This window comes from Flavobacterium sp. (genome assembly GCF_046153165.1).
Lineage (GTDB): Bacteria > Bacteroidota > Bacteroidia > Flavobacteriales > Flavobacteriaceae > Flavobacterium.
This window is the reverse complement of record NZ_JBJXEN010000026.1, coordinates 1-13,820: the sequence shown is the minus strand read 5'-3', so window position 1 is coordinate 13,820 and position 13,820 is coordinate 1. Positions and strand designations below refer to the sequence as shown.

Sequence of the window (13,820 nt, the reverse complement as noted above, 5' to 3'; positions counted from 1 at the left end):
AGCATAAAAAAAACCACGCATTGCGTGGCTTCGAAAGTAATATATTTTTATTTAAAAATAACACCAAATTTTGCTGCCTCAGCTTTTGCTTGAGGCAATAGCGTTTTTAGATTTGCAATACGTGTTTCGTTTGATGGGTGTGTACTCATGATTTCTGCCGGAGCATTTCCTCCTGCTTGGGCAGACATACGCTCCCAAATTGCAACAGCATTATCAGGATTATAGCCTGCAATTGCCATAAGTGTAAGTCCAATCATATCGGCTTCACTTTCATGACTACGGCTAAAAGGTAACATACCGCCAACCTCGCTTCCTACTCCATAAGCCTGCATAATCATTTGTTGTGTTTCTGGGCTTTTATTGCCTGTAGCAACCGCTACGCCTACACCTCCAAGTTGTTGCAACATACCAGCACTCATACGCTGCTGTCCGTGATTTGCTAGAGCATGAGCGACTTCATGTCCCATAACTGCAGCCATTCCCGCATCGTCCTTCATGATAGGTAAAATACCTGTATAAACAACTATTTTTCCTCCTGGCATACACCAAGCATTTATTTCTTTACTCTCAACCAGCTTGTATTCCCATTTGTAATTAGCTAAATAGGTTGGTTTACCATTTGCAGTTAGCCATCTTTCTGCAGCCACTTTTATTTTAGTACCTACATTTTCAACCCTTTGAGCATCTTTAGTTCCTGAAATCACTTTATTTTCGGCTAAAAATTGTCCATATTGTTGAAAAGCTGATGGAAATATCTCACTATCCGGAACTAAAGCCATTGTGCTTTTTCCTGTGAACGGGTTTGTAGCGCACGATAAAACTAAAATTCCTATAGCTGAAATTATGATTCCTTTTTTCATTTTTTAATGTGTTTTAATATATTACAAAATTAATGTGTTTTTTCAAATTATACTTATAAAAACTAACAAAGTATTTTTATGATTAATTTATGATTCAATTTTTATACCAAAAAAATTAAAAACTTAAATTGCACTCTATTTAAATTTCAGTATTTTGAAAACAAAAAAAAAGAAAGACACTCAAATTCCAAAAGCCATTTTATATGCCGTCAAAATTACTCAGTTCTTTTCTGTGGGATTAGTAACAAAATTGGCTTCAAAAATATTTACAACTCCTATTAAACATAAAACTCCAAATAGGGAATTAATGATGGAACAAAATACTAATCAAGAAATTGTATTTGTTCCAAAAATCAATAAAAAAATTGTAGTGTATCATTACGGAAATAGTCCGAAAAAAATATTACTAGTTCATGGTTGGTCAGGTCGTGGTACTCAATTAGTAAAATTTGCGGATGAACTACTTAATTTAGGTTATTCTACAATAAGCTTTGATGCTCCAGCTCATGGTAAATCTGGAACTAAAACAACCTTAATGCCAGAATTTATAGCTTCTATATTAGAATTAGAAAAATTGTATGGTCCTTTCGAATCAGCTATTGGTCATTCTCTTGGTGGAATGGCGTTATTAAATTCAGTAAAGCAGGGATTGCAACTAAAAAAATTAGTAGTTATAGGAAGTGGTGATAAAGTTGAAGATATTCTTGATGATTATGTCAAAAAACTAGAGCTAAAACCAATTGTTGCCAATAGAATGAGTGAACTTTTTGAAAAAAGGTTTGGTGAACCCATGCAAAATTATGCAGCACATCTAGCCGCAAAACAAGTAACTATTCCAACTCTAGTTATTCATGATGAGAACGATTATGAAGTGCCTATTTATTGCGGAAAAAACATTCATAAACATTTAGCAAACAGCGAAATGCTTATTACCCAGAGATTAGGACACAGGAAAATTCTTGGCGATGTAAATGTCATTAATAAAGTGCTTGATTTTATTCAAAATTAAATATAGTGAAAATGAAAAAAATAATCATTTTATTAGCATTTGTTTTCAGTTTAAGTTCTTGCCATAGTCAAGAAAAGAAAGCAGAAAAAGTAATACCTAAATATAAAATTTCAAAAACGGATGCACAATGGAAATCTGAACTTACTCCAGAACAATATGACGTTTTAAGAAAAAAAGGTACAGAAGCTTCTTTCTCGGGAGAATATTGGAATCATTTCGAAAAAGGATATTATGCTTGCGCTGCCTGCAAGAATCCTTTATTCACTTCCGATGCAAAATTTAATTCAGAATGTGGTTGGCCATCCTTTGACCAAGCTATCAAAGGAAGTGTGATTTATAAAACTGATTCAACTTTTGGTATGCAAAGAACTGAAGTAATGTGTGCTAATTGTGGTGGACATTTAGGCCATGTTTTTGATGACGGTCCAGCAGAAACAACTGGAAAACGTTTTTGTACCAATTCGGTTTCAATCTTATTTATTCCAAAAAAATAATTATGAAATATCCAGTAGAAAAAACCGAAGCCCAATGGAAAATGGAGCTTGGTGAAGAAAAATATAGAATCCTTCGACAAAAAGGAACAGAATCCCCACACTCTGGAACTTATAACCTTCATGCCGAAAACGGAACTTATGTTTGCGGTGGATGTAAAGAACCGCTATTTGAAAGCAATTCAAAATTTAATGCACATTGTGGCTGGCCATCTTTCGACGAATCAATTCCAGGAAAAGTACAATATATAAAAGATAACACACATGGTATGATTCGTACCGAAATTGTATGTGCTAATTGTGGAGGACATTTAGGTCATGTTTTTAATGATGGTCCAACAAAAACTGGTGTAAGATATTGTGTAAATTCTCTTTCTGTTGACTTTAAATAATCAAAAATTGTAATTCTTGGTATTTTTTATTAATTTGCATAAAAATTAACCCCATATTTAGAATGACCAAGATTACAAGATTATTCGACTTTCCTTATTACCAACTAGATAAACAAAATTTACTTGATGCTCTTGTCACAAAGCAAGATGGAGTTTGGGTAAAAACTTCGACGCAAGAATATATTGATAAAGCAAATACCATTTCGAGGGCATTACTTCGAATGGGAATTCAAAAAAACGATAAAATTGCCATAATATCAACCAATAATAGAACAGAATGGAATATTATGGATATTGGTATTTTACAAACTGGTGCACAAAATGTCCCAATATACCCAACAATTTCAGAGGATGATTACGAATATATTTTGAATCATTGTGAAGCAAAATATTGCTTTATTTCCGATTCAGAAGTACTTCGAAAAGTAAATTTAATTAAAAATAATGTTCCAAATCTTAAAGAAGTTTTTTCTTTTAATGATATTGAAAATTGTAAAAGCTGGAAAGAATTACTTAAATTAGGTGAAGACAAAACCAACCAAAACGAAGTTGACGACAGAAAAAATTCAGTGCAAACTAATGATTTAGCTACTATAATATACACCTCAGGTACAACAGGAAAACCAAAAGGTGTAATGCTTTCTCATCAAAATATAGTTTCAAATGCTTTAGATAGCTCACATCGAATTCCTTTTGATGCCACAAATAGTAAGGCATTAAGCTTTTTACCCGTTTGTCATATTTTTGAGAGAATGATATTGTATCTATATCAATATTATGGAGTATCTATTTATTTTGGAGAATCTATAGATAAAATTAGTGATAATCTTAAAGAAGTTAAACCAACAGTTATGTCTGTTGTACCTAGACTTTTAGAAAAAGTGTACGATAGTATTTATGCAAAAGGAGCGGAACTTACTGGTATCAAAAAGAAACTCTTCTTTTGGTCTATAGATTTAGGATTACGATACGAACCTTACGGAGCAAATGGCTGGTGGTACGAAATGCAACTTAAGATAGCAAAAAAACTTGTTTTTAGCAAATGGAAAGCAGGTTTGGGTGGTAATTTAGATCTTATGGTTTCTGGAAGCGCTGCCTTGCAGCCAAGACTAACTAGAGTTTTTGCAGCAGCAGGAATTCCCGTTATGGAAGGTTATGGACTAACCGAAACTTCTCCTGTAATATCGGTAAACGATATGAGAAATAAAGGTTTCAAAATTGGAACTGTAGGTAAAGTAATTGATAATGTAGAAGTGAAAATTGCTCACGATGGCGAAATTCTATGCAAAGGTCCAAATGTGATGATGGGCTATTACAAAGATGAAGCTCAAACAAAAGAAGTTCTCAAAGATGGTTATTTTCACACTGGTGATATTGGAGAATTTGACAATGAAGGTTTCTTAAGAATTACAGATCGTAAAAAAGAAATGTTTAAAACTTCTGGTGGTAAATATATTGCGCCACAATTGTTAGAAAATACGATGAAGCAGTCGCGTTTTATAGAGCAAATAATGGTGATTGGAGATGGCGAAAAAATGCCAGCAGCATTTATACAACCCAATTTCGAATTTGTAAAAGAATGGGCAACATTACACAATGTACCTTTAGGAAATACAAATGAAGAAATAATTGCAAACCCAAAAGTTATCGAACGTATTCAACAAGAAGTTGATTTATTGAACGAGAAATTTGGTAATTGGGAAAAAATAAAACGTTTTGAACTTACACCAGATTTATGGACAATTCCTGCTGGTCATCTTACGCCAACATTAAAACTAAAACGAAAAGTTGTTTTAGAAAAATACCAAGGTTTATACGAGAAAATTTATAATTAAATCCAAAATAAAAAGATAATTTATAACTCATTATTATGAAAATAAGAACTTTAATATTATCAGTATTTATTATCTTTTTCTTTAATAATTGTAAAAATACACCCGAAGAATCTGTTAAAGCCAATTATTTAGACTTTTCCAAACGAGACGACCAGTTTACTGGCGGAATAAAAATGATTCCGATTACAACTCCTATTGGGAAATTTAAAGTTTGGACAAAAACGGTAGGAAATAATCCAACCATAAAAGTACTTTTACTTCATGGCGGACCTGGATTAACACATGAATGCTTCGAAAGTTTTGATGGTTATTTTCCAAACCAAAGTATCGAATATATTTATTACGACCAACTTGGTTCTTATTACAGCGACCAACCAAATGATAACCGTTTGTGGACAAATGAACGCTTTGTAGAGGAAGTAGAACAAGTTCGAAAAGCATTAAAACTGGACAATACTAATTTTTACTTACTAGGACAATCATGGGGAGGAATTCTCGCTATGGAATATGCACTTAAATATCAAAAAAATCTAAAAGGACTCATTATTTCAAATATGATGGCAAGTGCACCAGAATATAATAAATATGCTGAAGAAGTACTTGGTCCGCAACTTCCGTCTGAAGTTTTCAATCAAATTAAAACATTCGAAAAAAATAAAGATTATACGAATCCAAAATACACCGAATTACTATTTAAATATTATTATACTGAACATATTCTGAGAAAACCCATAGAAGAATGGCCGGAATCTATCAACAGAGCATTCAAACATATCAATCCGAACGTATATGTATTTATGCAAGGTCCGAGTGAATTTGGAATCACAGGAAATGCGACGCTGAAAAATTGGGATATAAAGTCTAGACTCAAAACATTAACAATTCCGACTTTAGCTATTGGTGCAAAATATGACACCATGAATCCAGAACACATGAAATGGATTGCTAATGAAGTACAAAACGGGCGATTTTTGTTTTGCCCAAACGGAAGTCACCTTTCACAATATGATGACCAGAAAAACTATTTTTCAGGAGTAATTCAGTTTTTGAAAGATGTCGATAATGGAAAATTTAAAAAAGGATAAAAAAATAGCTCATTAACATTGTGGTGTTAATGAGCTATTTTTATTAATAATTACGAAGACACAGCCATTTGTTGTTGGAAAGTAAGTACAATAAATTCTGCGGGACGAATAATGGCTACTTTTACGGTTACATTCATAAATCCGTTTAGAATATCATCAGAAGTCATCGTAGTTCCCAATCCACACGCTACTGAAAATGCATCAGAAGCAGAAGCTCCTTGTAGTCCTCCTTCTTTCCATATTGATGTTAAAAAACTACTTATCATAGCTTTAACAGATTCCCATGTGTTTTTGTCATTGGGTTCAAAAACATACGCATTTGCAGCCAACTTGCAAGATTGTTCTAAAAAAGTCATGGTTCTTCTTACTGATAAATACTTCCAATCCAAGCTATTTCCGTCTAGAGTTCTTGCACTCCAAACTAAAATTCCTATTCCATTGAAAAAACGAATAGCATTAATCGATTTCCCTGAAATAGCATCTATATTCAAGTTCCCTTGTTGTTCATCTGACAAATTAATAGGCAATGAAGAAACACTTACAATCGACGTATTAGCTGGCGCTTGCCACACTCCTTCTTGATTATCAATAGTAGTAATTACACCAGCCATAGCACCACTAGGTGGTAAAATATTAACATCAATCAATATATGTTTAATAATAAGGGCATAGGTTTCACTAGCATTTATTAAAGCATTATTATTTTGTATTATCGATAATCCAGATAAAGGGTTATTGATGTTTGTAAAAATACTTGCAACATTTGGATTAGGATTATCCACAGGATTTAGAATTGCTTTTAGTTGTTTTGTATCACCTCCAAATAAATTTGTATAATCGATATCTTGATTTTGCATTATGGTAGTTCCTATAAAAGGATAATATGACGTACCATAATTTAATCCTAGCGAACCAGTATTGTTTCTAAAAATTTCGATGTCATTTGCATATAATGTAGGATCTGGATTTCTTGCTCCTATAATATCAAAAATAGCTATAGCAGTTTGCATTTCTGTACATTGTTTCAACATTGCTTGCATTATAACACCATTGTTTTCGACACTCAGCAATGTTGCTTCAGGACAAATATACATTGTAGGCTCTTGCTCATTCAAGAGCAATGACAAACCATCTTGTAAATCGGTTAGTTGTACATTAGGATTTACAATTTGATCACCTGCATTTATTGGTTTTTTAGAATGTGGTCCATAACAACCTACTGAAACAATATAAGCATCTCCTCCTCCATTTTCATAAAACAATCTTATACTATTGTATAAATAATAAATGGTATTTGGATCAGGAACAATAGAATAATAATCACTATCAATAAGAATATAATCCCCTTTTGTGGGTTGACTTTTTTGCTTAGTCAAATAATATTCTGGTGTGTATTGCTTTGCTGGACTTGCTGGAGGAGCAGGATCTGGAAAACAATAAATAGCTTGAAACTCTGCAAAAGAAGTTATTTTTTGAGCCACATTAGTATAAGATTTTCCTTCGTATACAGCTGTAGGTGTATAACCAATAAAAGCAGGAACTGCTGTTGCTACTGGAACTACCGAATTTGAAAAAGCATTTAACTCATCTATATAAACACCTGGTGATTTAATATTCGATTCAATCATAATTTCTTATAATTTATTTATTCTATAAAATTAGTGTTTTTAATATGACCAAATTACATGCAAAGGTTTTATCATCCAAGGATATTTAATAATTGAAAAAGAAAATGGTGATTTATGAATTAATAAATCATACGCCCTTTTGTCTACAGTTAATTCCCATCGTTCCTCCATTTCTACTAAAAACCCATCCCTAACTAACCAATTGCCTCTAAAACCATCTACAGAAGTATTACCAATGGTTGGCCAATAAGAAATTGCAGCATTAATAAGACCCGAAATTAGATTTTTCTGGTTATCTGTAATCTCAATACCATCAGCAACTGGTGTTACTAATGGTAAACCACACAATACTTTATTAAGTGGTAAAAAACTTTCTTCTGTCTTAGATAAACCCGTAACCAAATACTGCAAGTAATGAACTCCTTGCAATTGACATTCCTCATTTTTAAACTTATTTTCCTCAACTAAATCTAAACGTTCTAGCAACAGCAAGACATAATTATTGAGTAATACAATACCTGCATTTCTAATTGCAACACCTTCTTGTTTACTGACCATTTTTTAGATTATTGCTTAATAATGAATATTTTATTTGTATATATTTCTCTTTATTCCGAGCAAAAAACCAATATAAGATTCTTTTTTTAAAACATTACTCAAAGCTGTAAAATAGTCACAAAAATATTGTATTCCATTTGTAAATAATCAGGTAGTTTTACGTATTTTCAAGTGAAAATTATTTAATTATTAATATTAACAATAAATATAATCTTGTTTTAAATACTCAATTCTCTAACCATACTTTTATTTAAAACTAACAAAAGTCAATTTCCCATAAAATAACATATACTTATAAATGCTTGATAAACAAACTGTTTTAGAAGTTGTTTTTATTTATTTTTATATAAAACTAAAAAAATAACATTATTTACTATGCGTGCATAATAAATTTTTAGTATCTTTGAAATTGTTATAATAAAATATGAAAGAAAAAACAATCGATTATATACTTCGCGCAACATGGCAGGCAGTAGCCAGAATGTACAACGAAGAAGCAGCAAAATATGGAGCCTCTATGGCAGTAGGATTTACATTATTAAGTATCGATAAAGAAGGAGGAACGCCTTCTACGACACTAGGTCCAAAAATGGGAATGGAAGCGACTAGCCTAACCAGAACCTTAAAATCGATGGAAGAAAAAGGTTTAATATACAGAAAGCCAAATCCAAACGACGGTCGTGGTGTTCTAATATATTTAACCGAATTTGGAAAAGAAAAAAGAGAATTGTCTAAAAATACAGTTCTAAAATTTAATGAAACGGTAAAACAAAACGTATCACATGAAAAACTTCAAAACTTCATGGAAGTTTCAGAAATAATAAACGAATTAATTCAAGATAAAAACATATTTAATCAAACCGAAAAAATAGAAAATGAAACGCACAATTAAAAAAGTTGCAGTAATTGGATCCGGAATTATGGGTTCGGGAATTGCTTGTCATTTTGCCAACATTGGTGTCGAAGTTTTACTTTTAGACATCGTTCCTAGAGAACTTACTGAAGCTGAAACTAAAAAAGGACTCACTTTAGAAAGCAAAATCGTAAGAAACAGAGTGGTAAACGAACATTTAGCCAACTCATTAAAATCGAAGCCCTCTCCTATTTACAGTCAAAAATTCGCCAGCCGAATCACCACTGGAAACACTACGGACGACATGGCCAAGATTGCCAATGTAGATTGGATCATTGAGGTGGTTGTAGAGCGTTTGGATATCAAAAAATTGGTTTTTGAGCAAATTGAAAAATTTAGAAAACCGGGAACTTTGGTAACATCAAACACATCTGGTATTCCGATTCACTTTATGAGCGAAGGACGTAGTGAAGATTTCCAAAAACACTTCTGCGGTACTCACTTTTTTAACCCAGCTCGTTACTTAAAATTATTCGAAATTATTCCTGGTCCACAAACTTCAACAGAAGTATTGGATTTCTTAACGATATACGGAGAAAAATTCTTGGGAAAAACTTCGGTTGTTGCCAAAGACACTCCTGCTTTCATTGGAAACCGTATCGGTATTTACGGAATTCAGAGTTTGTTCCACTTGGTAAAAGAATTGGGATTAACGATTGAAGAAGTAGATAAATTAACTGGTCCGGTTATTGGTCGACCTAAATCGGCAACCTTCAGAACTGTCGACGTTGTTGGATTGGATACTTTGGTGCATGTTGCCAACGGAATCTACGAAAACTGTCCAACGGACGAACAACACGAGTTATTCAAACTTCCTGATTTTGTCAACAAAATGATGGAAAACAAATGGTTGGGAAGTAAAACTGGTCAAGGTTTCTACAAAAAAGTAGACAAAGACATTCTTTCTTTGGACTTGGATACTTTGGAATACCGCCCTGCCAAAAGAGCTTCTTTTGCTACTTTGGAATTGACCAAAACAATTGACAAACCAATCAACAGATTTAAGGTTCTGGTAAAAGGAAAAGACAAAGCTGGTGAATTCTACAGAAAGAGTTTTGCTGGAATGTTTGCTTATGTTTCCAACCGTATTCCTGAAATCTCTGATGAATTATACAAAATAGACGATGCCATGAAAGCTGGTTTTGGATGGGAAAATGGTCCATTCGAAATTTGGGATGCCATTGGTGTTGAAAAAGGAATCGAAATCATGAAAGCCGAAGGTCTTGAACCTGCAGCTTGGGTTACCGAAATGTTAGCTTCTGGAAGTACGAGTTTTTACAGTATTAAAGAGGGCGCTACTTATTTCTACAATATTCCAACAAAATCACAAACTAAAGTTCCAGGTCAAGATGCATTCATCATCCTGAACAACATTCGCGAAAGTAAAAAAGTATGGAGCAATAGCGGTGCTATTATCCAAGATTTGGGAGACGGAATTTTGAATTTAGAATTCCAATCCAAAATGAACACTATTGGAGGTGATGTTTTAGCTGCAATCAATAAAGCGATAGATTTATCCGAAAAAGAATACCAAGGTTTGGTGATTGGAAATCAAGCAGCGAATTTCTCTGTTGGTGCCAATATTGGAATGATTTTCATGATGGCCGTGGAGCAAGAATATGATGAGCTAAATATGGCCATCAAAATGTTCCAAGACACGATGATGCGTGTGCGTTATTCCGGAATCCCTGTTGTGGTTGCTCCTCACGGAATGACTTTTGGTGGTGGTTGCGAAATGAGTTTGCATGCTGATAAAGTGGTTGCCGCAGCAGAAACCTATATGGGATTGGTTGAATTTGGCGTTGGGGTTATTCCTGGCGGTGGTGGTTCGAAAGAATTGGCCTTGCGTGCATCTGATTTATTCCGTAAAAACGATGTAGAACTGAATGTGTTGCAAGAATACTTTATGACTATCGCTATGGCAAAAGTATCGACTTCGGCTTACGAAGCTTTTGATTCTGGGCTTTTACAACACGGTAAAGATATTGTGGTCGTGAACAAAGACCGTCAAATTGCCGAAGCTAAGAAACATGCTTTATTAATGGCCGAAGCGGGTTATACACAACCAATCCGTAGAACAGATGTAAAAGTTTTAGGAAAACAAGCTTTAGGAATGTTCTTAGTTGGAACTAATCAAATGGTTGCTGGAAAATACATCTCGGAACACGATCTTAAAATCGCAAATAAACTAGCTTATGTTATGGCTGGTGGTGATTTATCTGAAGCTACATTAGTATCTGAACAATATTTATTAGATATAGAACGTGAAGCTTTCTTGTCACTTTGCACGGAAAGAAAAACGTTAGAAAGAATACAGTTTATGTTAACCAAAGGAAAACCATTAAGAAACTAGAAGATGAAAACAGCATATATAGTAAAAGCATATAGAACTGCCGTTGGTAAAGCACCAAAAGGAGTTTTTAGATTTAAACGTCCTGATGAATTGGCAGCAGAAACCATCGAATTTATGATGAATGAATTGCCAAATTTCGACAAAAAACGTATTGATGATGTTATGGTTGGAAATGCCATGCCAGAAGCAGAACAAGGTCTAAATGTAGGTCGTTTAATTTCATTAATGGGATTAAAAATCGAAGATGTACCAGGTGTAACTGTAAATAGATATTGCGCTTCTGGATTGGAAACAATCGGAATGGCAACTGCCAAAATTCAATCAGGAATGGCACATTGTATCATTGCTGGTGGAGCCGAAAGTATGAGTTATATTCCGATGGGTGGTTACAAACCCACTCCGGATTATAAAATGGCAGCAGCAGGACACGAGGATTACTACTGGGGAATGGGATTAACATCGGAAGCGGTAGCAAAACAATTCAACATTTCTCGTGCGGATCAAGATGAATTTGCTTTTCAATCTCATAACAAAGCATTGAAAGCTCAGGCTGAAGGAAAATTTGATAAACAAATTGTGCCAATTACAGTGGAACAAACTTTTATCAATGAAAATGGTAAAAAAGAAACCAAATCGTATGTGGTAAACAAAGACGAAGGACCAAGAGCTGGAACTTCTATTGAAGCATTAGCTGGCTTAAGACCCGTTTTTGCTGCCGATGGAAGTGTAACAGCTGGTAACTCTTCGCAAATGAGTGATGGAGCTGCTTTTGTACTGGTTATGAGTGAAGAAATGGTAAAAGAATTAAACCTTGAACCAATTGCAAGATTAGTAAATTTTGCTTCAGCAGGAGTTGAACCAAGAATCATGGGAATTGGACCTGTAAAAGCGATTCCAAAAGCATTGAAACAAGCGGGATTAAATTTAAATGATATCGATTTAATCGAATTGAACGAAGCATTTGCGTCTCAAGCATTAGCAGTTACACGTGAACTAGGCTTAAATCCTGATATCATAAATGTAAATGGTGGCGCTATAGCATTAGGACATCCACTAGGTTGTACAGGTGCAAAACTATCAGTGCAACTTTTTGAAGAAATGAGATTAAGAAAAAGCAAGTACGGAATCGTTTCTATGTGTGTAGGAACTGGTCAAGGAACTGCAGGTATTTACGAATTATTAAATTAACGATAAAAAAGATATTGTGATGGAAGACATAACAAGAGGCGGACAGTTTTTAGTAAAAGAAACAAAATGTGAAAACGTATTTACACCAGAAGATTTCTCAGAAGAGCAAATCATGATGCGTGCAATGGTTAAAGAATTCACAGACAAACAATTGTGGGCAAATAAAGATCGTTTTGAAAAAAAGGATTATGCATTTACCGAAGAAAGCATGCGTAAAGCTGGTGAACTAGGACTTTTAGGAGTTGCTGTTCCTGAAGAATACGGTGGATTAGGAATGGGATTTGTATCTACCATGTTAGTTTGCGATTATATTTCGGGTGCAACGGGTTCATTCTCTACTGCTTTTGGAGCACACACTGGAATTGGAACAATGCCAATAACGCTTTACGGAAGTGATGAGCAAAAGAAAAAATATGTACCAAAATTAGCCTCAGGCGAATGGTTTGGTGCGTATTGCTTAACAGAACCCGGAGCAGGATCTGATGCAAATTCTGGTAAAACGAAAGCAGTTTTATCTGAAGACGGAAAATATTACTCGATTACTGGACAAAAAATGTGGATTTCTAACGCAGGTTTCTGTTCTCTATTTATAGTTTTCGCAAGAATTGGTACTGATAAAAACATTACTGGTTTTATTGTAGAAAATGATCCAGCAAACGGAATTACAATGAACGAAGAAGAGCACAAATTAGGTATTCGTGCTTCATCTACTCGTCAAGTATTCTTCAATGAAACAAAAGTTCCTGTTGAAAATATGTTATCTGAAAGAGAAAATGGATTCAAAATAGCGATGAATGCTTTAAACGTTGGTCGTATCAAACTAGCAGCTGCTTGTTTAGATGCACAACGTAGAGTTATTTCTGGTTCTGTAAAATATGCTAACGAGAGAATACAATTTAATACACCTATTTCTAGTTTTGGAGCTATTCGTTCTAAATTAGCCGAAATGGCAACTTCATGTTACGCTGGAGAAAGTGCTTCATATCGTGCTGCAAAAGGCATCGAAGACAGAATCGTTGCTCGTGAAGCAGAAGGAGCATCACACCAAGAAGCAGAATTAAAAGGCGTTGAAGAATTTGCTATAGAATGTTCTATTTTAAAAGTGGCAGTTTCAGAAGACGTTCAAGCCTGTGCTGATGAAGGAATTCAAATTTTTGGTGGAATGGGATTCTCTGAAGACACACCTATGGAAAGCGCTTGGAGAGATGCTCGTATTGCTCGTATTTACGAAGGAACAAACGAAATAAACAGAATGCTTTCTGTTGGAATGTTAATAAAAAAAGCCATGAAAGGTCATATTGATTTATTAGGACCAGCATCAAAAGTACAAGAAGAATTAATGGGAATTCCTTCATTTGAAACTCCTGATTATTCTGAATTGTTTGCCGAAGAGAAAGAAATGATTGGCAAATTGAAAAAAGCATTCCTTATGGTTGCTGGTGGAGCGGTTCAAAAATACGGACCAGATTTAGATGCACACCAACAATTATTAATGGCTGCTGCCGATA

The 13,820-nt window shown here is 34.2% G+C and carries 12 protein-coding genes; 9 read left to right on the top strand and 3 right to left on the bottom strand.

All coding sequences use genetic code 11. The features are described 5' to 3' along the window. Positions 1–47: 47 nt before the first annotated feature. Positions 48–860 carry a M48 family metallopeptidase gene (locus ACKVOV_RS03905; protein ID WP_409205463.1) on the bottom strand — a complete coding sequence of 271 codons (813 nt, stop codon included), beginning with the start codon at positions 858–860 and terminating at the stop codon, positions 48–50. 154 nt (positions 861–1,014) lie between these two features. Between ACKVOV_RS03905 and ACKVOV_RS03900 the strand changes: the two genes are divergently transcribed. The 5 genes from ACKVOV_RS03900 to ACKVOV_RS03880 all read left to right on the top strand — a co-directional run bounded on the left by ACKVOV_RS03900 (position 1,015) and on the right by ACKVOV_RS03880 (position 5,672). Then, a complete protein-coding gene (locus ACKVOV_RS03900) occupies positions 1,015–1,869 on the top strand; it encodes an alpha/beta fold hydrolase (protein WP_409205462.1) in 855 nt (284 codons plus the stop codon). A gap of 11 nt (positions 1,870–1,880) precedes the next feature. Further along, positions 1,881–2,363 carry a peptide-methionine (R)-S-oxide reductase MsrB gene (msrB, locus tag ACKVOV_RS03895; protein WP_409205461.1) on the top strand — a complete coding sequence of 161 codons (483 nt, stop codon included), beginning with the start codon at positions 1,881–1,883 and terminating at the stop codon, positions 2,361–2,363. 2 nt (positions 2,364–2,365) lie between these two features. Then, a complete protein-coding gene (gene msrB / locus ACKVOV_RS03890; RefSeq protein WP_300103324.1) occupies positions 2,366–2,752 on the top strand; it encodes a peptide-methionine (R)-S-oxide reductase MsrB in 387 nt (128 codons plus the stop codon). A gap of 62 nt (positions 2,753–2,814) precedes the next feature. After that, on the top strand, positions 2,815–4,587 hold the full coding sequence (locus tag ACKVOV_RS03885) for an AMP-dependent synthetase/ligase (RefSeq protein ID WP_409205460.1): 1,773 nt from the start codon (positions 2,815–2,817) through the stop codon (positions 4,585–4,587). 35 nt (positions 4,588–4,622) lie between these two features. Then, entirely contained in the window at positions 4,623–5,672 is a 1,050-nt protein-coding gene (locus ACKVOV_RS03880; protein ID WP_409205459.1) for a proline iminopeptidase-family hydrolase, read from the top strand. 50 nt (positions 5,673–5,722) lie between these two features. On the opposite strand, the gene ACKVOV_RS03875 is transcribed toward ACKVOV_RS03880, so the two are convergent. Then, positions 5,723–7,300 carry a phage tail sheath family protein gene (locus ACKVOV_RS03875; RefSeq protein WP_409205458.1) on the bottom strand — a complete coding sequence of 526 codons (1,578 nt, stop codon included), beginning with the start codon at positions 7,298–7,300 and terminating at the stop codon, positions 5,723–5,725. A 39-nt stretch (positions 7,301–7,339) separates the two neighbouring features. Further along, positions 7,340–7,858, bottom strand: a complete 519-nt coding sequence (locus ACKVOV_RS03870; protein WP_409205457.1) for a contractile injection system tape measure protein — start codon at positions 7,856–7,858, stop codon at positions 7,340–7,342. 424 nt (positions 7,859–8,282) lie between these two features. Here ACKVOV_RS03870 and ACKVOV_RS03865 point away from each other — a divergent pair, with 424 nt between their 5' ends. From ACKVOV_RS03865 to ACKVOV_RS03850, 4 genes are all read left to right on the top strand, one after another. Next, positions 8,283–8,750, top strand: a complete 468-nt coding sequence (locus ACKVOV_RS03865) for a MarR family winged helix-turn-helix transcriptional regulator (protein ID WP_409205456.1) — start codon at positions 8,283–8,285, stop codon at positions 8,748–8,750. Beyond that, the gene (locus ACKVOV_RS03860; protein WP_409205455.1) at positions 8,734–11,124 is read left to right on the top strand and encodes a 3-hydroxyacyl-CoA dehydrogenase/enoyl-CoA hydratase family protein; all 2,391 of its coding nucleotides are present in this window, start codon (positions 8,734–8,736) and stop codon (positions 11,122–11,124) included. Before ACKVOV_RS03865 ends, ACKVOV_RS03860 begins: the two co-directional genes overlap by 17 nt. Positions 11,125–11,127: 3 nt before the next feature. Then, the gene (locus tag ACKVOV_RS03855) at positions 11,128–12,312 is read left to right on the top strand and encodes a thiolase family protein (RefSeq protein ID WP_409205454.1); all 1,185 of its coding nucleotides are present in this window, start codon (positions 11,128–11,130) and stop codon (positions 12,310–12,312) included. 19 nt (positions 12,313–12,331) lie between these two features. Next, a partial coding sequence (locus tag ACKVOV_RS03850; RefSeq protein ID WP_409205453.1) for an acyl-CoA dehydrogenase family protein occupies positions 12,332–13,820 on the top strand: 1,489 nt, incomplete at its 3' end.